This window comes from Paenarthrobacter sp. PPS72, from assembly GCF_048537125.1.
Classification (GTDB): Bacteria; Actinomycetota; Actinomycetes; order Actinomycetales; family Micrococcaceae; genus Arthrobacter; species Arthrobacter nitroguajacolicus_E.
This window is the reverse complement of sequence record NZ_JBLYIE010000026.1, coordinates 43,749-66,901: the sequence shown is the minus strand read 5'-3', so window position 1 is coordinate 66,901 and position 23,153 is coordinate 43,749. Positions and strand designations below refer to the sequence as shown.

The window sequence follows — 23,153 nt, the reverse complement described above, 5'->3', positions numbered from 1 at the left end:
TCCAAATCGAAAAGCTGTAATCTGTGCAACTAGACCGGTCTACGTGACCTTAGTCACTTAAATCGCGCAATTTCGATCCTGAAACCTTGATTTCTAGCGGTTTTCTCTTCGCCCCGCACTGGACGTCCGATGTCTGACAGCGAATTGGTCTGGTCCGCGGCCCCTATCGTTTAGGACACACCACTGAACCCGAGGAAGGGAACCGCAATGGGCGATCTGGCGCGACTGCCGCTGCTTGAGAAGGCACCTACTACGCATGCACGCCTGCTGGCCTGGGTTGAGGAAGTTGCCGAGCTGACTCAGCCTGACCGCATCCACTGGGTAGATGGCAGCCAAGCAGAAAACAAAAAGCTCACCGACGAACTCGTCGAGGCCGGCACGCTGAAGCGGCTGAACCCGGAAACGTTCCCGAATTCCTTCGCGGCGTTCTCTCACCCTGCTGACGTCGCCCGTGTTGAAGAGCAGACCTTCATCTGCTCCGAAAATGAGCGCGATGCAGGCTTCACCAACAACTGGATGGCCCCGGCCGAAATGAAGCAGAAACTGCGCGGACTGTTCGCCGGCTCCATGCGTGGCCGAACCATGTACGTCATTCCGTTTGTCATGGGCCACCTGGATGCAGAAGATCCCAAGTTTGGCGTCGAGATCACCGACTCCGCCTACGTTGTGGCCTCCATGCGCATCATGGCCCGTATTGGCACCGACGTCCTGGACCGCATTACGCAGACTGACGCCTTCTTCGTTCCGGCCCTCCACTCGCTGGGTGCACCTCTCGAAGCCGGCCAGGCTGATGTCTCATGGCCCTGCAACACCGACAAGTGGATCGTGCACTTCCCCGAAGAGCGCTCCATCTGGTCCTTCGGCTCCGGCTACGGTGGCAACGCCCTCCTGGGCAAGAAGTGCTACGCGCTGCGCATCGCTTCGGTGATGGCTCGCGACGAAGGCTGGCTTGCCGAGCACATGCTCATCCTCAAGCTGACCTCCCCTGAGCAGAAGACGTACTACGTCTCTGCTGCGTTCCCCTCCGCTTGCGGCAAGACCAACCTCGCGTTGCTCGACCCCACCATCAAGGGCTGGAAGGTTGAGACCCTTGGCGACGACATCACCTGGATGCGCTTCGGCAAGGAAGGCGAGCTCCGCGCAGTCAACCCCGAGGCCGGCCTCTTCGGTGTTGCCCCGGGCACCGGTTGGGGCACCAACCCCAACGCCATGCGTGCCATCGCCAAGGGCAACAGCATCTTCACCAACGTCGCACTGACCGACGACGGCGGCGTCTGGTGGGAAGGCATGACGGAGGAAACCCCGGCACACCTGACCGATTGGCGGGGGGAGTCCTGGACTCCGGACTCCGACGCTCCCGCTGCCCACCCGAACTCACGCTTCTGCACGCCGATCGACCAGATCGACATGCTGGCCGAAGAGTACTTCAGCCCGGAAGGCGTGGAACTGTCCGCGATCCTGTTTGGCGGCCGCCGCAAGACCACCATCCCACTGGTCACCGAGGCCCGCGACTGGTCAAACGGTATCTTCATGGGTTCCACCCTGTCCTCCGAAACCACTGCTGCTGCCGCCGGTGCCGTTGGCGTCGTCCGCCGCGACCCCATGGCCATGCTGCCATTCATCGGCTACGACGCAGGTGACTACCTGAACCACTGGGTTAACCTGTCCGCCAAGGCCAACCCGGAACGTCTGCCTAAGATCTTCCTGGTCAACTGGTTCCGTCGCACAGCTGAAGGCGGCTTCGCCTGGCCCGGCTTCGGAGACAACGCCCGTGTGCTCAAATGGGCAATCGAGCGCCTCGAAGGCAAGGCCGACGCCGTGGAGACGCCGATCGGTTTCGTGCCGACCGGTGAATCGATCGACCTCGAGGGCCTGGACATGACCCCGGCTGAGGTTGAGTCGGCGGTTCGCGTCGACCCCGAGGAATGGGCAACCGAGCTGGCGTCCATCGAGGAATGGTTTGCCAACTTCGGCGAGTCACTCCCGGCGGCCCTTCAGTCCGAACTGGACGGTCTCAAGACCCGTCTGGGCTAGACCCCTTAGGAACAACGGCGTTCTTAAGCGAACGACGACGGCCCGTCACCTTTTGAATGAAAGGTGGCGGGCCGCCGTCGTGCTTGGGACTGTTGTACCCGCTGCCGTGGTGACTACGACTGCGCGGCAGGCGTCCGAAATTCCGGCCGGAGCCCAATGGATTGAAACACCGGGTTCATCTGGCGTGCATGGGGAAGGGAGGCGATAACCACAGTGTCGAGTTCGCTGTAAAAGGCTTCCCTGGCCCGATTCATGGCGTGGCGCAACCCGCACTCGTTGATGAGCGGGCAGTTCTTGGTGGGGGATTGGCATTCCGCCGGATCCTGCCGGCTGTCCAGATGCCGAAGGACTTCGCCAACGGTGGCCCGCCGACCGGATTCACTAAGCCGCGAACCGCCCAGCCGCCCACGTTCAACGCTGATTATTCCGAGGGCTCGCAAGCGGACCATCGCCTTGCTGACATGGTTGTAGGGTGTCCCCACGGCATCGGCCACTGCTTGGGTAGTCAGCAGTGTGCCTTCGGGCGCTGCGGCCAAAACCATGATGGCGCGAAGACTCACATCTGCGAAGGCGTTGATTTTCATGGGATCAGCTCACGGATAAGGTCTAGTCCACCCAGATGGATGGTTCGTGTGTATCGGGTTCCATAGCGCTGAACACGAATCCGTCCGCTATAGGAGTGTACGGAATGATTGCCGCACGGACTTCGCCATCCCTGTGCTCGGCTGCGCCATGGATGCCGTCAGAACCATGATCCGGCAGGCTGACGTCACTCACAACTGCTACAGCCTTGAAATCATCGCGGCCTTGGCGCAGCAGTTCATGGATGTCGGTCAACATCTGTCCAGCATCCACCTCGCCGTTCTCGTCCGGTTCACCCGGGGCGATCATCACTATCCGCAGTTCGTCATCGTTCGACAGCGTGACGCCAAACGGAAAGAAGCCGCCGTTCTGTTGGATGTGCTCCTGCGCGGTCCCGAGGGCAGTGCCCAGTGTCTCGCGGAGTTCGCGGTCTTGGAGTGGTTCGCCCTCTCCGGGCGCGTGGGTGGGTTGTTCACTCACTCGGACCACACCTGAGCAGGAGTTGGTATCACTGCCGTCTCTCCGAACGCGACGGCCCGGGACTGCTCATCGATTTCGTAGGGCTTCAAAAGGAGCATCGAGAGTCCTTCTGTGTGTTCGATGTGGAGCCTGAGGGCGTCTAAGCCAACGCCTTCGCCATTACTGGGGGTGAGGCGAACATCGCTGATGACGCAGGTCCCGCGCAGCGACTCCAGCTTTTGACGGAATCCTTCCGTCATCATCAGGACAGACTCTGCAGAATCGATCTCGTCGTCCTCATCGGGCTCTTGGTACGCCATGTGATGGCCGATCTCACCGGTGAGATCCGTCGTCAGACCGTATGGGGCCAATGAACCGTTCTTGCCTAACTGATCCTGGGCGAAGGGGACGGCAGCACCAACAAGATCGAAAACGTCCTGGATGGCCTGCTCTGAGAGCCCCTCGTGCCACCATTCGTCAGCGGCAGGTGCGGCTCCACCGGCCCATACGTGGGGCTCCTGGGCTTCTACCCGGGGGTCACCCAAGGAGGGGTGCTTCAGGAACTTCTTACGGGTGAAGTCCACCCGAATGATTTGGCTGATGCCACTACGGTGTTCAGCCCAGAGGTGGAGAGAGTCCTCGTTCTTGCCCGCCTGCGGATCCAACACAGCAACCATCGCGAGGAGGTTTTCGGCATGGCCCGAGAAGAGATCAATGGTCAGCTTCACGGCCAGCAGCGGGTCCGGGGGCATGGTCCCCTGGATTTCCTTGGGGACTTCGCCTCGGTGGATGGTGCCGTCAGCGTCGAGCATGAAGACGAACGGTGCGAAGCTCTTGTTGATGACCAACTGAGCGTCGGCCAGTTCAAGTGCTTCGGCCACGACTGCAGCCAATTCGGATTCGGGAGACATCCGGGCCTCAGCCGGAATCTGCGTCATGAGGGCCGGTTCCTAGGCCCGGACCAGCGCCAGGACGCGGTCGCGAATCTTTTCCATGGTGGCCTGATCCTTGGCTTCTGCATTCAGGCGCAGGAAGGGCTCGGTGTTGGACGGGCGAAGGTTGAACCACCAACTGCCGTCTTTGGCCGTGAATGTGCTGCCGTCCATGTGATCGATGTCGATGTCTTCGGTTCCGAAGTCCATGCGTACCCGTTCGACGGCACCGGCTTTGTCTTCGATCTCGGAGTTGATCTCGCCTGAGGAGACATAGGGCTCATATTGGCGGCCAAGTTCGGAGAGCGGGCCGTCTTGCTCACCCAAAGCGGCGAGGACGTGCATGGCCGCAAGCATGCCGGTGTCAGCGTTCCAGAAATCCCGGAAGTAGAAGTGTGCCGAGTGCTCGCCACCGAACACGGCCCCTTCTTCGGCCATGACAGCCTTGATGAAGGAGTGTCCCACCCTGGTCCTTACGGCACGGCCGCCATCCTTGGCTACGAGCTCGGGCACGGCCTTGGACGTGAGGAGGTTGTGAATGATCACGGGAGTCTCTTCACCTGCGGCTTGGGCGCGGGCGATTTCACGGCGGGCAACCATACCGGTGATCGCGGACGGGGAGACGGGCTCACCCTTTTCGTCAATAACAAAGCAGCGGTCGGCGTCGCCGTCGAAAGCAAGGCCAATGTCGGCGCCGTGCTTGACCACAGCGGTCTGCAGGTCGCGCAGGTTTTCCGGTTCCAAGGGGTTGGCCGGGTGGTTGGGGAAGGAACCGTCCAGTTCGAAATAAAGCGGGATGATCTCGAACGGCAGCGCCGGGAGCAGTTTGTCCCCAAGGACAGCCGGTGTGGTCAGACCGGCCATGCCGTTGCCGGCGTCGACGACGATTTTCAGCGGACGGGAGCCGGACAGGTCCACCAATTTGCGAAGGTACTCGGAGTAGTCCTTCAAGACATCATGCACACCAATCTCACCGCGAGTGCCCGCAGCAGGAATTGTGCCGGTGTTAAGGTACTGCTCAGCGAGGGCCTGGATTTCCTTCAGCCCGCTCTCGGAAGAGATGGGCTGAGCGCCAGCCTTGGCCATCTTGATGCCGTTGTACTCGGCGGGATTGTGGCTGGCCGTGAAGGTGGCGCCGGCAGCGTTGAGGGCGCCGCATGCGTAGTAAAGCTCGTCAGTGGAGATCAAGTCGAGCAGTTGGACGTTCGCTCCGCGAGTCGCTGCACCATTGGCAAAGGCACGGCTGAACTCCGGTGATGAGGGACGCATGTCACCGCCAACAAGCACGGTGCCGCCCTCAAGGCCCAGGACGTCGATGAAGGCAGCGCCAACGGCCTCGACGATTTCAGCTGTGATGGATTCACCGACGATCCCCCGGACGTCGTACGCCTTGAAGGAAGCCGAAAGGTCGAATGTCTTGTTCTGCTCGCTAGTCACGGGCTCAATCCTACTGTGGCAACGCAATTGGGGTTGAACTTGAACACATGGCCTGTGGATAGCCGTTGTCCACATAGCAGCGTAGCCAGGTTCTGGCTGTCAGGGTCGGCTGGAATACTGGGTTGATGGCCAACAACTCCCCAAATGCAGCCGTTTCCGTGGAATCACCTACCCATCAGCAGGCTCTCGCTTGCCTTCGTGAGTTGGTGGGCCACCCCGAAGCGGACTTCCATGACGGACAATATGAAGCCATCGAGGCGCTGGTGGATGCGGGCCGCCGGGCCTTGGTAGTCCAGCGAACGGGTTGGGGAAAGTCAGCGGTGTACTTCGTGGCGTCATTGTTGCTGCGTCGACGCGGTGCCGGACCAACGCTGATCGTGTCACCCTTGCTGGCGCTCATGCGTGACCAAGTGGCCGCAGCTGCCCGGGCCGGAGTCCGGGCTGTCGCAATAAACTCCGCCAACGCCTTGGAATGGGACACGGTTCTGGCCCAGCTTGCCGCGGACGAGGTCGATGTCCTTTTGGTCTCCCCGGAGCGGCTCACCAACCCCTCCTTCAGGGAGAATCAGCTCCCTGAGCTCATTCGGCGCACGGGGCTTTTGGTCATTGATGAGGCTCACTGTATTTCGGACTGGGGACACGACTTCCGTCCTGACTACCGCCGCATTTCGGACCTCATTGCACAGTTGCCGGAGTCTGTTCCCGTCCTGGCAACCACAGCCACCGCTAATTCCAGGGTGGTTCATGACATTGAAGAACAACTCGGCGCGGGAGTGCTGACCATACGTGGTGCACTGGGCCGCGAATCGTTGCGGCTCGGTGTCCTGACGCTGCCGGATTCGCGGGATCGGCTGGGATGGCTACTGACACACCTTGCCGATATGCCCGGCAGCGGAATCATCTATACCCTTACTGTTTCGGCGGCCGAGGACACTGCACGGCTTCTCGCGGAGGCCGGACACAACGTCCTGTCCTACACGGGACGAACGGATCCAGCTGACAGGGAGCGCGCGGAGCAACTGTTGAAGGACAACCAGGTGAAGGCCCTTGTGGCCACCTCCGCCTTGGGTATGGGATTCGATAAACCGGACCTGGGCTTCGTGGTCCATCTTGGTGCTCCGTCGTCGCCCGTTGCCTACTACCAGCAGGTTGGCCGTGCAGGCCGTGGTGCAGCCAACGCAGACGTCCTGCTGCTGCCAGGCTCCGAAGACCGCGAAATCTGGCAGTACTTCGCTACGGCCTCCATGCCGTCGGCTGAAAAAGCCGATGCTGTGCTGAGTGCACTGGGGGAGGCGGGCTCAGCCCTGTCCACGGTGGCACTCGAAGCCCGGGTGGATCTTCGCCGCACACCGTTGGAACTGCTCCTTAAGGTCTTGGCAGTGGATGGTGCCGTAGAACGCGTTGGGGGTGGTTGGCGATCAACCGGCAAGCCATGGAACTATGACGCCGAGCGCTATGCGCGCATCGCTGAGGCCCGCGTGGATGAGCAGGATTCCATGGTGATCTACCAGGACACTGCGGGTTGCCGCATGGAATACATCACCTCGGTCCTGGATGACGAAACGGCAATGGCCTGCGGACGCTGCGATAACTGTGCAGGCCGCTGGTTTCCCGTGGACGTGGCGGCATCGGCAGTCGACGCTGCTGGACAAACTCTCCGGCGTGCCGGCATCGCCGTAGAGCCTCGCCTTCAGTGGCCCAGTGGCATGGACCGGCTTGGGGTGGCCGTCAAGGGCAAGATCAAACCGGATGAGAGTGTTTCCGAAGGACGGGTCCTGGCCCGGCTTACTGACTTGGGCTGGGGAGGTGCTTTACGGGAGTTGTTCGCCGCCGGGGCGCCGGACCGTGCCGTGGATCCTGCCATGCTGCAGGCCTGCGTCCAAGTACTGCGGGAATGGTCGGGAGCTGAGGGCGGAACTCCGTGGAGCGGCGTAGGTAGGCCTGCGGCGGTTGTGAGCATCCCATCCCGGAGCAAGCCGCAACTGGTGGAGTCCTTGGCCCGAGGAATCGCTGGAATAGGACGGATGCCCTACCTGGGACAGCTGCAGCCTCAACATGGAGGGCCCACCGGCGCACGCGGAGGTAACAGCGCTTACAGGCTTGCCGGTGTCTGGGACAGGTTGGTGGTAGGTCCCGAACTTGCCCAAGCGTTGGCGTCTACGGGCGGGCAACCCGTGCTGCTGGTGGACGATCTCATAGACAGCCGTTGGACCATGACCGTATCTGCTCGTGCCCTGCGCCAAGCGGGTGTGGGCGCCGTCCTACCGCTGGCGCTGGCGCTGGCGGGATAGAGCCTCAGGCACGGTCGGGCACCAGCGGACTAACGCTAGGGAACGGTGGAAGCTGGCCCGGGGTCGGTAGAACTTCGTCATGTTGTGATCGCTCCCACCCTGCGTCTATAGGATCGAGCAAACACGCCTGCATTCCTGTCGCAGGCCACCAGCGGAGAACTTGGACCGAAGCCATGAGCACAAAACCCACCACGGACCTCGAAGCAGCCGGCGAAACCAGTTGGCGGCCCCGTCTGGCCTTGTTGGTGGCGGCAACGTTCTTCATGGAGTTCCTCGATGGGACCATCCTCACCACCGCCATTCCCAGCATCGCCTCTGACTTCCAGGTGGCCCCGGCAGATATCAACATCACCATGACCGCGTATCTGGTGACGGTGGCGATGGGCATTCCGTTGAGCAGTTGGCTTGCCGAGCGCTTCGGTGCCCGCCGGATCTTCTGCCTGGCGATCTCGGTGTTCACCATTGCCTCCCTGCTCTGCGCTGTCAGCACGGACCTGACCATGCTGACGCTCAGCCGCGTGGCCCAAGGCATGGGCGGAGCAATGATGGTTCCCGTGGGCACACTGGTGGTGCTCAGGGGAACCCCCAAGTCCGAGCTTCTCCGCGCCACCGCGTACCTCGTATGGCCTGGCCTGTTGGCTCCGGTCTTGGCCCCGATGGTGGGCGGTGCCCTCACCACCTTCCTGTCATGGCACTGGATCTTCATCATCAACGTACCTCTGGGCCTGGCCGCCTTCATTGCCGCACTCAGGCTGGTGCCGCGAACACAGTTTGATGCCAAGCGCCGGCTCGACTGGTTCGGGCTGCTGCTCACAACACTGGGCGTGGGCGCCCTTGTGGTCGGCCTGGAGACGTTGGGAGGCCACGCGTCCAACGTGCTGGCCGTGGCGGTGGTTGCTGCCGGCCTGCTGTCCTTGGCGGGTGCCGTGTGGTGGATGAGGAAAGCCCGGGTTCCACTGTTCAATCTCAGTGTCTTTGGCACCAGGACTTTCAGGGCAACTTCCACCGGTGGTTTCATTTACCGGCTGACCATCAGCTCGGTCCCTTTCCTGCTGCCGTTGATGTTCCAGGACGGCTTTGGGTGGGATCCCCTGAAGGCCGGCGTGATGGTCGCGGCAGTGTTTGTGGGCAACATCGGAATCAAGCCGGCCACCACGCCCCTGATAAGGCGCTTTGGGTTCAAGCCCGTGCTTGTCTTTGCATCGTTTGCTTCAGCCGTGACATTCGCGCTGTGCGCTTTCCTGGATGCCCGGACACCAGAGCCGCTGATCTTTGCCTTGCTGCTGTTCAGCGGTGCTTTCCGTTCCATCGGTTTCTCCGCGTACGCCTCTGTACAGTATGCGGACATCGTCCCGGGGCAGTTGCCCTCTGCCAACGCAATCTCGGCAACGCTGGTTCAATTGGCGGCAGCAGCCGGTATTGCGGTGGGAGCCTTGTTCCTGCGCCTGTTTGAGACCACCGATGTGTTGGGTGCGGACCAGGTGGTTGCCTACAAGGGTGCCTTCCTGGCCATGGCCGTTTTGATGCTGATCAGCACAGTGGACAGCCTCACCCTCCACCGTCACGCGGGAGCTGAAGTCAGCGGCGGAGCGAAGCGGGCTTAAACGCAAAAGGTCCCGGTTCGAAAACCGGGACCAATTCGCGGAGACGGGGGGATTTGAACCCCCGGTGGAGTTGTGCCCCACACTTCATTAGCAGTGAAGCCCATTCGGCCGCTCTGGCACGTCTCCCTTTGCTATTGCTAGCCCACCAAGGATACGCAGAACGTGCCGTCCAGCGCAAAACAGACGGAGTTTCAGTTGCTTCCGGCCAGCGAACGCCACAGGAAGTGATTGCTCCGAGCCTGCAACGCCGCCGACTGCCGGTTGTCTGATGCGCCGGCGTGGCCACCTTCCAAGGCTTCGTGGAACCAGACGTTCGGGATGCCCATGGCCTGCATGCGCGCCGCCATTTTGCGGGCTTGGACAGGTCCCACACGATCATCGGAGGTGGCAGTCCAGATGAAAGTCTCCGGATATTCCACACCGTCGTGAAGCAAGTGGTATGGCGAGAAGGTGCGGATGAACTCCCATTGCGCCGGGACATCAGGGTCACCATATTCTGCGATCCACGAGTATCCGGCGGAGAGCTTGGTGTAGCGGCGCATATCCAGCAGCGGCACCCCGCAGGAGACAGCCCCGAACAGTTCCGGGTACTGGGTCAGCATGTTGCCCACCAGGAGGCCACCGTTGGAGCCGCCCACGCAACCGAGCCGACGCCGGCTGGTGACGCCTCGCGAGATGAGGTCCTTCGCCACGGCGGCGAAGTCCTCGTAGGCGCGGTGCCGGTTTTCCTGGAGCGCCGCACGGTGCCAGGAGGGACCGTACTCGCCGCCGCCACGGATGTTGGCTACAACGTAGACGCCACCGCGTGAGTGCGCGGCAGCACCGTCGTCGGAGGATGCGCCCGTGGTGCGGCGCTCAAGCCAGGCCCGGCCAATAGTTCCGCTGTACGCCGGAGTCCGCGAAATTTCGAACCCGCCATAACCGGACAGCTGGGTGGGGTTTTGCCCATCCAGCACAAGATCCTTCGATGCGACCTGGAAGTAGGGAACCTTGGTCCCATCGTCAGAAACCGCAAAGTGCTGCTCCACCTTATATTCGGCGTCGTTGAAGAACGACGGCGACCGCTTCACTTGGGCGTGCCGGCTCGCCACACCATCAACGAGCGTCCCCCTCGTCAACGTTGTGGGCGTGGTGAAGCCGGTGGCCACCAGCCAGAAGTCGTTGCCTTCAGCGCCCGTGTCTTCGTCATCCACAGCGTAGGCATTGACGTCATGCAGCGGAGGGCAGGTGTCCAGGACGGTGGAAGCCCAGCCGCCCCCGGAATCGGGACGGGACGGATCCAACACGCGGATTTCGGAGGACACATCACGCAGAAGGTTCAGCAGGAGGTAGTCCTTGGTCCAACTCCAGGACTGCAGGGATGTGTGGGCATCCGGAGTGAACAGGACCAGCAATGAACGGGAACCCGCCAGATAAGACTCGAAGCCGGCAGCCAGCAAGGAACCGGCAGGGTAGAGGACACCGGCCACCTCCCAGTCCTTCTGAGGACGGAACAGCAGCCAGTCCCGATGGGCGCTGATGTTCACATCGGTGGGAACGTCGATGACCAGCCAGGAGTCGCCTCGCAACAGCGAGGTTCTCCGGTTGTAGAAGTCGATGTAGTCCACGGCGAACGTCCGCTCATAGCCCGGGGTTGAATCGTGGGCCACCATGGCCAGCATGTGGTCCTCCGGGATTTCGAAGAGCCGCTCAGCATGGGCCAGGGACTGGCCGCGACGAAGCTTCACACCGGTTCGGGCATAGGAGGACGTCGTTGCGGGAAGCCCGTCGGCAGTACTGGAGACGAGCAAAGTGTCGGCGTCCAGCCAACTGACATTGCCCTTTGCCGTCGGCAGGTCAAAGCCACCCTCCACGAAGGTGCGGGATTCGACGTCGAACTCGCGGTGGCGGTTAGCGTCACCACCGTCAGGGGAGAGCGAGACCATGGCCAGCCGGTACTCGGAGCCTTCGGCCGGTCGGAGGAAACCGGCTCCATGGAAGACCCACTCGACACCTTCGGCAGCGGCAAGGGCATCAATATCCAGCAGGACGTCCCACTCGGGTTCCTCAGTGAGATAGCTCTCCCACGTAGTGCGGCGCCACAGTCCCTTGGGGTGTTCCTGGTCTTTCCAGAAGTTGTAGTAGAAATCGCCGCGTTTGGAGACCATGGCGATGCGGTCTGTGGAGTCGAGGACCTCCAGGATTCCTGCCTCAACCGCCGCGTATTCGGCGTCCTCCAGCAGTTCCTCGGTGCGGGCGTTCTGCTCGCGGACCCACGCCAGCTGCTCTTCGCCGTGGATGTCTTCCAGCCAAACGTTCTCATCCGTGGGTTCAGGCGCGACGTCCGCTGCGTGGCGCGGGCCGGGGGCCGGCGCGGTCTCATTCTCGGAAAGTGGCGACTGATCAGCTTCTGTGGTGGTCATGGCCCCATCCAAACAACACTATTCAACGGTAAGCAAGTCATAGGAAGTTAGGCTTGAGCGTGGCTAAATCGCAAAGCAACCGTGTTGCCCTGGTCGGGGCCGGTCCCAGGGGCACCAGTGTCCTCGAGAGGTTGCTCGCGAATTGGGCTGCGGAAACCCCGGAAGGCAGCACTCTTCGCGTTGATGTCGTGGACCCTTACCCGGCCGGTTCGGGGCATGTGTGGCAACCGGAGCAGTCGCGCCTGTACTTGATGAACACCCAATCGTTCTATCCCACCCTCATCCCCGAGGACCCCGAGCTCGCACCTCCGCTCACGGGCACCTCGTTCGATCAGTGGCGGGAGGCCCGGCGTCGTGATGGCCAAGGACTGAACGACGCCGAAAAGGCAGAGTTGGCCACGCTCGAATCGCACGACTTCCCCAGCCGCGCGCTGTACGGGCGGTACCTTCGCCAGACCTTAAAGGCGTTGCTGGGACAACTGCCCGACGGCGTCGAGGTCACCTTTCATGAGGCGCTCGCTGTTGCGGCCCGCCCTGTGAAACACGAAGGGAAGGACGGGTTCGACGTCGAACTCGACAACGGTGAGACGCTCACGGTCGGTTCCGTGGTCCTCGCGCTGGGTCACATCGGGTCCCGACTGAATCCCGAGCAGCGGTCTTTCAAGAGCGCCGCGGAGGAACAGGGACTGACGTATTTCCCGCCCGCGCCGCCCGCCGACGTTGATTGGCAGGCAGTGCCGGACAATGAGCCTGTCCTGGTACGCGGAATGGGTCTGAACTTTTTTGACGTCATGGGCCAATTGACGGAGGGGCGCGGCGGCAAGTTCGTGGAGGGTGGTTCTCCGGGCGCAGGGGTCCTCGAGTACCGCGCTTCGGGCAGGGAGCCCAAGATCATTGCTGCCTCCCGCAGGGGCACGCCGTATCGCGCCAAGGCCGGGCTGGCAGGCTATTACCCGAGCAGCATCACTATGCGTTACCTGACAGAAGATGCCGTGGATCGGTTCCGTGCGGCCGGTATCCAGCCGGGGTTCGATCATGACCTCTGGCCGTTGCTTCACCGGGATGCGCTTTGGGCCTATTACTCAACGCTTGCCCGATCCCAGCCCGCCGCGATCAAGGACCCCGCACAGTTTCTGGCCGACCTTGAGGATGCGCTCCAGCCACACGCGCACACCACTGCGAACTGGGAAATCGAGGTGGGAAATGTCGTGGAAAAACACGTCGTTACCTCCCGCCGGCTGAATTTGAGGGGGCTCGCAGCGCCGCTCGCTGGCCGGACGTTCGCCTCCAGGGGTGAACTGGATGCCGTCATCACGGCCTACCTCGATGACGATGCCCGACGATCTGCGCTGGGTGAAGCTGACCCCGTCAAGATGGCCATCGGTGCCCTCCATACCGGCCGGGCGATCCTGAAGTCCGTAGTGGCGGATGGCGGAATCACCGACGAATCCTGGCTGGCGGGGTTGCGCGGCTGGTTCGAATCATTTGTCGAAGGTTTGGCCAGTGGTGCCCCTGCCCTGCGGTCGGAGCAGCTGGCCGCTTTGGCGCGTGCCGGCGTCGTAAGTTTCGTTGGACCGGACCCGAAGTTCAGCGTGGACCGGAGCGCCAAGGTGTTTCGGGCGGTGTCGCCGTGGGTACACGATGCTCCGGTTGAAGCGCGGACCCTGATCGAGGCGATGTCTCCGGCAAACAGAGTGGGCATCAACCTCTCGCCCCTGCTGGAGCAACTCATGGCCGACGGGCTGGTGCGCACCAAGATCATGATGAGCGTTGAGGGCACTCCCATGCAGACCACAGGCCTGGACGTGGAACCGCATCCTTACAGGCCGCTGGCGGCCAACGGGTCCATCACCGGGAACCTGTACGTCCTGGGCCTCCAACTCTCAGCATCGCAGTGGGGGACAGCCATCGCCGCGGAAGCGAGGCCGCGCACCGGACCGGCCTATGCGAGCGGCCAACGCACCCTTCGCGATGCCGATGAGATTGCGCGTAGCATTCTGGGGCGTTAGTGACATGGGCTTGCGGGCGCGCTCACGCTTGACTATGGTGTGAGCTGCATCACCGAATTGGTGGTGCGCGCTTTTGATCCGCGGCGGGAGAGTCCTGCCGGTACATCCCGTCAGGCGCCGTAGGAGCAAACCCTCCCCAGGAATCTCTCAGGCCCATGTACCGCCGCGGCGAGGCAACTCTGGAAAGCAGTCCGGTCACCCGGGCTCACCGAAGGTGCAAGCCTTCCTGCCCTGCAGGAAGGCGGAAACTCTCAGGTCCACGTACAGAGCGGGGAGGAACCCGAATCAACGTGGCACCCTGTGCCGCCTGAACGATGGAGTTCCTTTGACGATTCAGCGCCCGCCTTCCACTGGTCCCGATTCACCCCACCTGGAGCGACAGCTCAGCAACCGCCACATCCAGCTCATAGCCATCGGCGGAGCCATTGGCACAGGCCTCTTCATGGGCTCCGGCAAGACCATTTCTGCTGCCGGTCCGTCCGTCATCTTCGTGTACATGATCATCGGATTCATGCTCTTCTTCGTCATGCGTGCCATGGGCGAACTGCTGCTGAGCAACCTCAACTACAAGTCCTTCAGCGACTTCGCGGCCGACCTGCTGGGGCCGTGGGCGGGCTTCTTCACCGGCTGGACGTATTGGTTTTGCTGGGTCATCACCGGGATCGCGGACGTGATCGCCATCGCCGGATACTCGCAGGAACTTTGGCCGTCCCTGCCGCTCTGGGTGCCGGGACTGATCACCATCGGCATCCTGCTGCTCCTGAACCTCGCCACCGTCAAAGCGTTCGGTGAGACTGAGTTCTGGTTCGCCCTCATCAAGATTGTGGCCATCGCAGCGCTTATCATCGTGGGCTTGTTCATGATTTTCAGCGGCTTCCAATCCGACGCCGGCCCGGCCACCTTCTCCAACCTCTGGAGCCACGGCGGCTTCTTCCCGAATGAATTCATGGGCTTTGTAGCCGGCTTCCAGATCGCCGTCTTCGCATTCGTAGGCATCGAGCTCGTTGGCACCACGGCGGCCGAGGCCAAGGACCCCGAAAAGAACCTGCCCAAGGCCATCAACTCCATTCCCATCCGTGTGCTGCTCTTCTACGTCGGTGCGCTGATCATCCTCATGTCCGTTACCCCGTGGACTCAGTTCGCTGCCGGACACAGCCCTTTCATCGCCATGTTCTCCCTGGCCGGTCTTGGTGCAGCGGCTACCATCGTGAACCTCGTGGTGCTGACTTCGGCTATGTCGTCGGCAAACTCGGGCATCTACTCCACGTCGCGCATGGTGTTCGGACTGGCACAGGAGGGCGATGCGCCCAAGGTGTTCGGCGCGCTCTCCGGACGCAAAGTACCCCGCAACGCCCTGTTCCTTTCCTGCGTCCTTCTGCTGTCCGGCGTCGTCCTCATGTATGCAGGCTCGGACATCGGCAAGGCGTTCGACATGGTCACCACGGTGTCCGCTGTCTGCTTTGTCTTTGTGTGGTCCATCATTCTGGCCAGCTACCTGGCCTTCCGGAAGCGTCGACCCCACCTGCACGAATCTTCGGCGTTCAAAATGCCGGGTGGAGTGGTCATGGTGTGGGTGGTGTTCGCGTTCTTCGCCTTCGTCCTCTGGGCGCTCACAACGCAGCCGGACACGCTCGCCGCCCTGCTGGCCACGCCGGTGTGGTTCGTCATTCTGGGGGTCGCCTGGTTGATACTTCGCCGCCGACCAGCGCACCTGACCCGTTATGAAGAGTTCAAGGCTGAACTCCAGCGGGATGCTGACAGGGTTCGGGAACCGGAGCCGGCGAACAAGTAAACACGCAGCCCAAGAGGTTATGGAACACACAGCGGGGCCCCTCACGAAGAAGATCGTGAGGGGCCCCGCTGCTGGCGTTCAGGCCATGTAGGTCGGGGGCGGTCAGCCCCTCAGGCACCTCTGATATTCCAACCAGGCAAAGGCATACCGGAGCCATCCGGCGACGTCGTACCACTTGCCCGGCTTGGTAGGTGCGGTGCACTGCGGCGGGTTCGGTCCGCTCTCAGCCACCTTCACCAGTGCCTTCACCACCGTTCCACTCTCGACGGCGGTGAGCACCACTGTGCCGGTTCCTGCAGCGGCCGCTGCGGGAACCTTAAGGTCCGCTGTGGCGGCTCCCGCTGTCACCGGGACTGCACCGAGTGCCACTGCCGCGCCCTTGGCGTCAACGAACTCAGCGTTCAGCGTTGCGTTGGCGGGGCTGCCGATCGAGGTGAGGTTCAGCTTGGAGATGGCCAAGGCGATGGAGTCTCCGGCCTTCACCTCAGCTGCGGTGGTGTTCACCACGGCAGTTGAACGGCGTGCGAAGTCCGGGGACACCGGGTTGTGTTCGCGCAGGTACTGGATCCACGCATCGCGGTCCACCAAGCCTGTGTCCTTGGTGTTGGTGCCCTCCTTGAAGACCCGGAAGTTGTCACCGCCGGTGGCCAGGAAGCTGAACGTTCCGATCCTGTACTGCTTGGCAGGATCGATCACAGCGCCGTTGACCCAGATGCCGGTGACACGGTCACCTGCGGGGCGGGCGGCGTCGTAGGTGTAGTTGACGTTCTTGGATACGCCCAGCTGCTGGTAGGGGCGGCTGGGAATGGTCCCGTCGGCGTTGGTTTGCCACTGCTGCTCCAAGAGCGTCTTGAATTGCGCACCGGTGAGGGAGGTGGTCCAGAGGTTGTTGACGAACGGCAGGACCGCGTTGGCCTCAGCGTAGGTGATGGTCCCGTCCGGCGCGTAGTACAGCTCATTACGCAGACCGCCCGGGTTCACGACGCCGATCTCCGCCGCACCCAGTTCGGGCGCCTTGAGCGTGTCCACCAGGGAGTCCGCCACCAGGTTGCCGAGCGTGGATTCGCTGGCGCGATCGTCCCGCTTGGGGGCGCCGCCGGCAGTATCCGGGGTGAAGGCAGTGGTGATATCAGCGGTCACCGCGCCCACCGGCTGGCTGCCGATGACGGCAGCCTCGGCGAGGGCCTTGTCCACGATGGTCTTCACAGCCGCCACACGAGGGTACGCAGCGACGAGGCTTTCAGCGGTGTCGGTGGTCCGGTCCACGATGGCGGCCTTGTAAGCAGTCACCGATTTGCTTGCGGTGTCCACTGTGAGGGTCACGCTGCCCACGTTCTCGCCATAATTGCCGGTCTGCACAATGGGGCGGGTCTTGCCGGTCGGCTGGCCGTTAGCATCCAGTACCGGGGCGTCCCAGGCATATTCCTTGTGCGTGTGTCCGGTGAAGATTGCGGCTACATCCGGGGTAGTTTCGTTGACCAGCTTGGCGAACGGGCCGCCGGCGGCAACTTCCTGCTTCAAGGTTGCTCCCTCCGGCGTTCCGGAAGCAGCGCCGTCGTGGTTTTCGACGATGATGAGGTCCGCCAGGTTTTCAGCCTTGATCTTTGCGGCAACCCGGTTGATGGCTTCCACGGGATCGCCGAACTCCAGGTCCGCGATCCCTGCCGGCGTTACCAAGGAAGGTACTTCCTGGGTGACAGTTCCAATTACGGCCACCCGCATGCCGTTCATGTCCAGGACCTTGTACTCCGGCAGCACAGGAGTGGTGGTGCCCTTCTGATAGACGTTCGCACCGAGGTAGGCGAACTTCGCGTTGGTACCTCCAGCAATGACGCGATCCCGCAGGTCTGCCCAACCGCCGTCGAACTCGTGGTTGCCCACAGCGGAAGCCTGCAATTCAAGAGCATTCAAGACGTCAATGGTGGGCTGGTCCTTCGCTACCGAAGAAGCGAAGAGGGAGGCGCCGATGTTGTCACCGGCAGCGATGAAGGCCGTAGCGCCGGGGGCAGCAGCCGCGCGGAGCTTCTCAACCGTTCCGGCGAAGAGGACTGTGTTGGAGTCGATCCGGCCGTGGAAGTCGTTGATAGCCAAAAATTGCAGGTCAACGGTTGCAGGCTGGTCAGCAGCCAGGTTCAGGCCCACCACCACGGGATCGTGGTCGCTGGCCCGGAACTCATCCCCGGCATAGTAGTTGGTCACATTGTTGTTATACCTGCTGTATTCCAGTGCGACGGACTCCACAGAGTTGACGTTCCAGATGTCGGTTCCGGTGACCACCTTGTGGGCGGCCGGGGAAGCCAGGATGTGGTCCAGGGAACCCACCATGCCGCCGAAGAGGTACGAGTGCTTGCCTGTACCCACATCGAGGTCGGTGTACCCCGCCCCGGTGAGGGCGTTGATGGGATCTTCTTTGGCATAGGCGTTGAAGTCGCCGATCAGGAACACCTTGTCCGTGCCTTTGGAGGCTTGGAGGTCCTGGGAGAAGGCGAGCAGGGATTCAGCCTGCTTTGTGCGGGCAATGTTTGAGGCACCCTGGCCCTTGTCCGTGTCATCCGGCGTGGCGGCGGAGCCCTTGGACTTGAAGTGGTTCACGATTGCGATGAACTTTTTGTCGTCGTCTGCACCAACCGGCTTGAAGACCTGTGCCAGGGGCTTTCGGGCACTGGCGAAGGCCACAGTGTCGTTGTGGATGATGGACTCGCCCACAGGCTCGGCCACTGCCTTCTTGAAGATGAATGCGGTGCGGATCATGTCCTCGTCGCTCAGCGGGGGAGCGTTGGCTGGTGTGCGCACATAGTCCCAAACCCCTGGGGTCTTGACGTTGAGGGCGTCCACCAGTTTGGACAGGGCGTCGTCACGGTTCTTACCGAACTGCGCCGAGTTTTCGATCTCTTCGAGGGATACGACGTCGGCGCCGGACTTGGTGATGGCGGCGACGATCTTGGTCTGCTGGCGCTCGAAGTTCTCGGCATTGGCAGCACCGCGGGCGTTGCAGCCTTCCTTGACCGTGATGGGGTTGCCGTCGCGGTCGGTGTAGAAGACGCAACCGGTCAGCTGGTCACCTGTGGTGGGGAAGTAGTTCAGTACGTTAAAGGAAGTCAGCTTGAGGTTGCCTCCTACATCAGCGGGACCATCGGGCCGGGTCGCTGTAAAGCTTGCCGGCTGGGCCGTCTCCGCATTGGCCGCAGTGAGGGCGGTAAGGGGCTGGAACTTCCAGGAGTTGTTGCCGTAGCCCAGGATGACGTCGGTGCGGAACTGCGCCGGAGAGCCAACTCGTACGGGATCCGATGTGGTCAGATACGGCAGCTGCTGGGCTTTGGTGGTGGCGTCCTTGAGGAAGTTGGTGGACGCGCCGTCGTCGAGCTTGATAGCGCGCAAAGCGTTGTCCGCCACCACAGCGGCATGCTCCGGCGAACCGAAAGTGGCTACCGCCGTCGGCTGCACCAACGGGGACGTACCCGCCGCGAGGCCGATTTCGCCGTACTGGTTCAGGGAGTAATTGTCCGTGACCGTGAAGTCACCTTGGGGCGCCAGGAGCATGCCCTCCAGGCTTTCCCGTGCAGCCTCATTGGCCGGCATCGTGAACGGCGTGGACTTTACCTCCGGTGCCGCCTCGGCGAGCTTCTTCAAGCCTGCCGCCTCAACAGTGAGCTGGGTTTGGCTGGCGAACTCGCTGACCACACCGGTCAGTTGCACGTAGTCGCCCGGCTGGACTGTCGCCGTCGTCGCGGGCGAGTAGACGAACAAAGCGTCCGACGCCGTCCTTGCCGCCCCCGCGCTTTCGCCGCCGGTTCCGGCGGTCTGGACGTAATAGCCGTTGAAGCCGCCGGTAGCGTAGACAGCGGTGACCTTGCCGCTGGTGGTCACAATGCTGCCCACAAACGGACTTGCCGTACCGGTTCCCTGGATCTCGGCAATGGCCTTGACGCCGGGCTCGGGCTGGGGATCCACGGGAGGAGTTCCGCCACCGTTGGAGGCGGTGGGCGTGATGGTGTCGCTGAGGTTGAAGTCAGCGGCGTTGGAATCTGTATCGGCACCGGTGGCGCGGTTCAGGCTCTTGACGTCCGCATTGCTGGTGGGAGCAGTAGCCGCAGCCGTTTCGAAAGTGTTGGAGGCGCCGTAGCCAAGAAGGTCAGCGATGGATGCATTGCCCGTCACTGATCCTGCCGGAAGTGGAGAAACGGCAGTTGCCTGCTTGGCCAGGACCAGGGTTCCAGCGGTTCCGCTGGGGTTCAACGTGCCTGTTGCCTGAACATCGGCCGTGGGAAGTGCCGGTGCCGTGGACGTGGCGCTGTTGGTGGCACCCTGGACCAGGAAGTATCCCTTCGCGGGAATGCTGCCGGTCAGGGGAGTGATCCCTGTGGGCGCTGCCGTGGCCGTGGCGGACCGGTACTGCAGCGACCAGCCCGACAGGCTGACTGCTGCGTCCGAGGAATTGTAGAGCTCCACGAACTTGTTCTTGAAAGCGGCACCGCTGCTTCCGCCACTGAGATAGGCCTCGTTGATCACTACCGGCGAAGGGCCGACGGCGGGCTCATCAGCTGCAACGGCCGGCACTGCCGTCAGCGGGGCGGTGATTAGCCCAGCCGACAGGACAGTGCCCGCCAAGGATTTCCAATGCATAAATTTCATCCGTTCGAACTTTCATCAGTGAGCCCTTTAGAGCTCCATGAATGGCGCCCACTGTCTTGTGAAGTGGGCGGGTGCCGGAAGTTACTCCCGGGTAAAGCTGCCTCGGGCCTAGCTGAACACGAACGGATGAATAGAGGGTTGACTCTCGGTCAACAATGAGGGGGCGTACGACGGTCCACTAGTCCGCCGACCGGGTGGTCTGCCCCAAGTCCTGGATCACCTTGAAGACGGCTCCCGTGGGGTCCGACAGCGTTGCCAACCGCCCGAAGGGTGTGTCCTCTGCGGGTTGCATAACCGTGGCACCGAGGGCCGCGGCTTGCTCCACGGCGGCATCAGTGTCTTCCACTGCAAAGTACACGCTCCACATGGAGGGAACCTGTTCCGGCAGGAAGGCTGAGGCGTCCATGATGCCTGCCTTGGCGTCGTCACCGGCGACAAGGGTTGTGTAACGGAATTCAGGAGAATCACTCATGACCTCCGTATCCCAGCCGAAGACCCTCTGGTAGAAGGTGACAGCGACCTGGTAGTCCTTGGCCAGAAGTTCATGCCATGCGGGAGCCCCGGCCTCCGCGGCGACTTCGTAGCCCTTCATTTCACCGAACTGCCAAGCGCCGATAGCGGCACCGGAGGCATCCCCGTACATGGCCATGCTGCCTTGCTCCGGGACCTCCATAGGTTCCAGGAGCACCTGGCCGCCGTTGGCGGCAGCGGCCTCGGTAGTGGCCTTGATGTCATCGGTGCGCAGGTAGGTGGACCAAACGTCCGGCATGGCGCCCATGTCCGCCTGCTTCGCCATGATGCCCGCAACCATCCGGCCGTCCTTGGACGCCGTGATGTACCCGCCATACTTTTCCTGGTCTCCGGTTTCATACGTCCAGCCAAAAAGTGCCGTGTAAAAGGCCTTGGCCTTCTCCGTGTCGGACGTTACGAGGTCTATCCAGCAAGGGGAGCCGGGTGTGATGTCAGGCTTGGGCATAGGTCAGGCTCCTGTAGTTATTCCGCGGCCAAAGGTGCGGCTGGTGTCAGAGGGGTGGAGACAGAAAGAACACTATGCGGGGCCTCTGACACTTTCAATGATCTTCCGGGTGTCAGTTCTCAGTTCCGGGAAGCTTCCGAGGACACGGCGCTGGAATGCACCCAAGAGACAAGCCCGTGGACACAAAAATGCCCCGGGTTTTTGAACCCGGGGCATCTCATGTGCGGAAGGTAAGGGATTTGAACCCTTGGTGCGGGGTTACCGCACACTGGTTTTCAAGACCAGCTCCTTAGGCCGCTCGGACAACCTTCCTCGCCTAGTAGTGTTTCATAGGGAGTTCGCTGTTCCAAAACATCACGTATTCCAGCCCCTGCCCCGGGGTTGGAGGACAAGCAAGAAACCGGGAGTTCTTCATGAAAGCCGTCTACATCTCAGAGCCGGGCGGGCCCGAAGTCCTCGACGTCCGCGAGGTCCCGTCTCCGGTGCCGGGCGAGGGCGAGGTCCTGATCGACGTCGTGGCCGCGGGTTTGAACCGTGCCGATGTCCAGCAGCGCCGCGGGTTCTACCCGCCACCTCCAGGGGCATCGGAAGTTCCCGGCCTTGAGGTTTCCGGCCGCATTGCAGCTTTCGGCCCCGGCGTCACCAAAGCATTCTCCGTAGGGGACAAAGTAGTGGCACTGTTGTCCGGCGGTGGATACGCCCAGCAGGTGGCTGTCCCGGCTGAGCAAGTGCTCCGCATCCCCGAGGGCGTAGATCTGATCACAGCCGCCGCCTTGCCCGAAGTTGCCGCCACCGTGTACTCGAACCTGATCATGACGGCACAACTGCAACCCGGTGAAACTGTACTCATCCACGGGGCCACCGGTGGCATCGGCACCATGGCCATCCAGCTCGCCAAAGCCTACGGGGCAAAGGTGGCAACCACGGCCGGTACCGACGAGAAAGTCGGCACCGCCAAAGCCTTCCTGGGCGCCGATATCGCCATCAACTACACCGAAGAAGACTTCGCTGAGAGTCTCAAGGCGCACAACGGAGGCAAAGGCGCGGACGTGATCCTCGACGTCGTGGGTGCCAAATACCTGCAACAGAACATCGAGGCGCTCGCCGATTACGGACGACTCATCGTCATCGGTTTGCAAGGCGGAATAAAGGGCGAGATCAATTTGGGGCAGCTCCTCAGCAAACGGGCAGCCGTCATTGGAACTGCCCTCCGGCCACGATCGGTCGCTGAGAAGGGAATCATCATGTCCGCCGTGCGCGAGTTCGTGTGGCCCATGCTCAGCGACGGCAGGATCAGGCCCCTCGTCGCCAAGTCCTTCCCCTTGGAGGAAGTTAGTCAGGCCCACGAGTACTTTGACTCCGGTGAGCACGTGGGCAAGGTCCTGCTGCTCCTCTGATCACCGTTCTGCCTGCGTCCATCCGTCCCACTGCAGCGAGGAGCCACATGTCCATCCGGCACAGCCTGCTGGCCCTGCTCCAGGACCAGCCGCGGTACGGGTACGAGTTACGTGTCGAATTCGAGGACCGTACAGGTGCCGCCTGGCCGTTGAACATCGGCCAGGTTTACACCACTTTGGACAGGCTTGAGCGCGACGGTTTAGTCAGCAAAGACGGCGACGACGGCGGCGGGCACGTCATTTACAGCATTACTGACGCCGGGGCCGAGGAAGTCGAGGCCTGGTTCGCCGGTGCAGTGGACCGCGGCAATCCGCCGCGGAACGAAATCGCCATCAAGTTGGCCATGGCGGTGACGCTTCCCGGCGTGGACACGTCAGCGGTGATTCAGTCCCAGCGCGAGGTCTCGGTCAAGGCCCTGCAGGAGCACACGCAGGCGAGAAAGGCGGTCTCCGCCAACCAACGATCGTCGGACACGGCCTGGCTCCTGGTACTCGATTCACTGATTTTTCAGGCTGAAGCGGAAGTTCGCTGGTTGGATCTCTGTGAGGCCCGCATGGTTCAGGGGCGCGGTAATGGCGGGCCGGTTGGTGGTTAGGCAACCGTTC

14 protein-coding genes, 2 tRNA genes and 1 riboswitch are annotated in these 23,153 nt (G+C 62.2%); of the genes, 7 read left to right on the top strand and 9 right to left on the bottom strand.

Features of this window, described 5'->3' with window-relative positions:
- The first annotated feature begins 207 nt into the window (after positions 1-207).
- Complete coding sequence (locus tag ACLRGI_RS13585) at positions 208-2,034, top strand: phosphoenolpyruvate carboxykinase (GTP) (RefSeq protein ID WP_419202169.1); 1,827 nt, start codon at positions 208-210, stop codon at positions 2,032-2,034.
- 113 nt (positions 2,035-2,147) lie between these two features.
- Here ACLRGI_RS13585 and ACLRGI_RS13580 read toward each other — a convergent pair whose 3' ends face one another.
- Genes ACLRGI_RS13580 through ACLRGI_RS13565 form a run of 4 tightly spaced genes read right to left on the bottom strand, consistent with a single transcriptional unit; the run spans position 2,148 to position 5,444 of the window.
- Entirely contained in the window at positions 2,148-2,618 is a 471-nt protein-coding gene (locus ACLRGI_RS13580; protein ID WP_419202168.1) for an RrF2 family transcriptional regulator, read from the bottom strand.
- Positions 2,619-2,640: 22 nt separating this feature from the next.
- Positions 2,641-3,096, bottom strand: coding sequence for a hypothetical protein (locus ACLRGI_RS13575; RefSeq protein ID WP_419202167.1), 456 nt, complete (start codon positions 3,094-3,096; stop codon positions 2,641-2,643).
- Positions 3,093-4,013, bottom strand: a complete 921-nt coding sequence (locus ACLRGI_RS13570) for a hypothetical protein (RefSeq protein WP_419202166.1) — start codon at positions 4,011-4,013, stop codon at positions 3,093-3,095. Before ACLRGI_RS13570 ends, ACLRGI_RS13575 begins: the two co-directional genes overlap by 4 nt.
- Before the next feature lie 12 nt (positions 4,014-4,025).
- Positions 4,026-5,444 (bottom strand): phosphomannomutase/phosphoglucomutase, encoded by a 1,419-nt coding sequence (locus ACLRGI_RS13565; protein WP_419202165.1) that lies wholly within the window; start codon positions 5,442-5,444, stop codon positions 4,026-4,028.
- A gap of 125 nt (positions 5,445-5,569) precedes the next feature.
- Here ACLRGI_RS13565 and ACLRGI_RS13560 point away from each other — a divergent pair, with 125 nt between their 5' ends.
- Positions 5,570-7,735, top strand: coding sequence for a RecQ family ATP-dependent DNA helicase (locus ACLRGI_RS13560; RefSeq protein ID WP_419202164.1), 2,166 nt, complete (start codon positions 5,570-5,572; stop codon positions 7,733-7,735).
- 173 nt (positions 7,736-7,908) lie between these two features.
- Positions 7,909-9,339, top strand: a complete 1,431-nt coding sequence (locus ACLRGI_RS13555) for an MFS transporter (protein WP_419202163.1) — start codon at positions 7,909-7,911, stop codon at positions 9,337-9,339.
- Between the two features lie 38 nt (positions 9,340-9,377).
- Here the strand turns inward: ACLRGI_RS13555 and ACLRGI_RS13550 are convergent.
- Both ACLRGI_RS13550 and ACLRGI_RS13545 read right to left on the bottom strand, forming a co-directional pair.
- A tRNA-Ser gene (locus ACLRGI_RS13550) sits at positions 9,378-9,465 on the bottom strand.
- Between the two features lie 65 nt (positions 9,466-9,530).
- On the bottom strand, positions 9,531-11,741 hold the full coding sequence (locus tag ACLRGI_RS13545; RefSeq protein WP_419202162.1) for a prolyl oligopeptidase family serine peptidase: 2,211 nt from the start codon (positions 11,739-11,741) through the stop codon (positions 9,531-9,533).
- 59 nt (positions 11,742-11,800) lie between these two features.
- Here ACLRGI_RS13545 and ACLRGI_RS13540 point away from each other — a divergent pair, with 59 nt between their 5' ends.
- Both ACLRGI_RS13540 and cycA read left to right on the top strand, forming a co-directional pair.
- Positions 11,801-13,750: an FAD/NAD(P)-binding protein gene (locus ACLRGI_RS13540; RefSeq protein ID WP_419202161.1), complete on the top strand. Its 1,950-nt coding sequence runs from the start codon at positions 11,801-11,803 to the stop codon at positions 13,748-13,750.
- A gap of 74 nt (positions 13,751-13,824) precedes the next feature.
- Positions 13,825-13,923, top strand: a riboswitch (glycine riboswitch).
- A 152-nt stretch (positions 13,924-14,075) separates the two neighbouring features.
- Positions 14,076-15,542, top strand: coding sequence for a D-serine/D-alanine/glycine transporter (cycA, locus tag ACLRGI_RS13535; RefSeq protein WP_419202160.1), 1,467 nt, complete (start codon positions 14,076-14,078; stop codon positions 15,540-15,542).
- A gap of 102 nt (positions 15,543-15,644) precedes the next feature.
- Here the strand turns inward: cycA and ACLRGI_RS13530 are convergent, their stop codons facing one another.
- The 3 genes from ACLRGI_RS13530 to ACLRGI_RS13520 form a co-directional block, all read right to left on the bottom strand.
- On the bottom strand, positions 15,645-20,165 hold the full coding sequence (locus tag ACLRGI_RS13530) for an ExeM/NucH family extracellular endonuclease (RefSeq protein WP_419202159.1): 4,521 nt from the start codon (positions 20,163-20,165) through the stop codon (positions 15,645-15,647).
- A gap of 187 nt (positions 20,166-20,352) precedes the next feature.
- Entirely contained in the window at positions 20,353-21,150 is a 798-nt protein-coding gene (locus ACLRGI_RS13525; RefSeq protein WP_419202158.1) for a VOC family protein, read from the bottom strand.
- A gap of 224 nt (positions 21,151-21,374) precedes the next feature.
- Positions 21,375-21,462, bottom strand: a tRNA-Ser gene (locus ACLRGI_RS13520).
- A gap of 101 nt (positions 21,463-21,563) precedes the next feature.
- Between ACLRGI_RS13520 and ACLRGI_RS13515 the strand changes: the two genes are divergently transcribed.
- Both ACLRGI_RS13515 and ACLRGI_RS13510 read left to right on the top strand, forming a co-directional pair.
- Entirely contained in the window at positions 21,564-22,547 is a 984-nt protein-coding gene (locus ACLRGI_RS13515; protein WP_419202157.1) for an NAD(P)H-quinone oxidoreductase, read from the top strand.
- Between the two features lie 47 nt (positions 22,548-22,594).
- Positions 22,595-23,143: a PadR family transcriptional regulator gene (locus ACLRGI_RS13510; protein ID WP_419202156.1), complete on the top strand. Its 549-nt coding sequence runs from the start codon at positions 22,595-22,597 to the stop codon at positions 23,141-23,143.
- Positions 23,144-23,153 lie beyond the last annotated feature (10 nt).

Excerpts from the sequence above, each read along its gene's own strand:
- ACLRGI_RS13585 (WP_419202169.1), top strand. The coding sequence starts at position 208 with ATGGGCGATCTGGCGCGACTGCCGCTGCTTGAGAAGGCACCTACTACG.
- ACLRGI_RS13580 (WP_419202168.1), bottom strand. The coding sequence starts at position 2,618 with ATGAAAATCAACGCCTTCGCAGATGTGAGTCTTCGCGCCATCATGGTT.
- ACLRGI_RS13570 (WP_419202166.1), bottom strand. The coding sequence starts at position 4,013 with ATGACGCAGATTCCGGCTGAGGCCCGGATGTCTCCCGAATCCGAATTG.
- ACLRGI_RS13560 (WP_419202164.1), top strand. The coding sequence starts at position 5,570 with ATGGCCAACAACTCCCCAAATGCAGCCGTTTCCGTGGAATCACCTACC.
- ACLRGI_RS13555 (WP_419202163.1), top strand. The coding sequence starts at position 7,909 with ATGAGCACAAAACCCACCACGGACCTCGAAGCAGCCGGCGAAACCAGT.
- ACLRGI_RS13545 (WP_419202162.1), bottom strand. The coding sequence starts at position 11,741 with ATGACCACCACAGAAGCTGATCAGTCGCCACTTTCCGAGAATGAGACC.
- ACLRGI_RS13530 (WP_419202159.1), bottom strand. The coding sequence starts at position 20,165 with ATGCATTGGAAATCCTTGGCGGGCACTGTCCTGTCGGCTGGGCTAATC.
- ACLRGI_RS13525 (WP_419202158.1), bottom strand. The coding sequence starts at position 21,150 with ATGCCCAAGCCTGACATCACACCCGGCTCCCCTTGCTGGATAGACCTC.
- ACLRGI_RS13515 (WP_419202157.1), top strand. The coding sequence starts at position 21,564 with ATGAAAGCCGTCTACATCTCAGAGCCGGGCGGGCCCGAAGTCCTCGAC.
- ACLRGI_RS13510 (WP_419202156.1), top strand. The coding sequence starts at position 22,595 with ATGTCCATCCGGCACAGCCTGCTGGCCCTGCTCCAGGACCAGCCGCGG.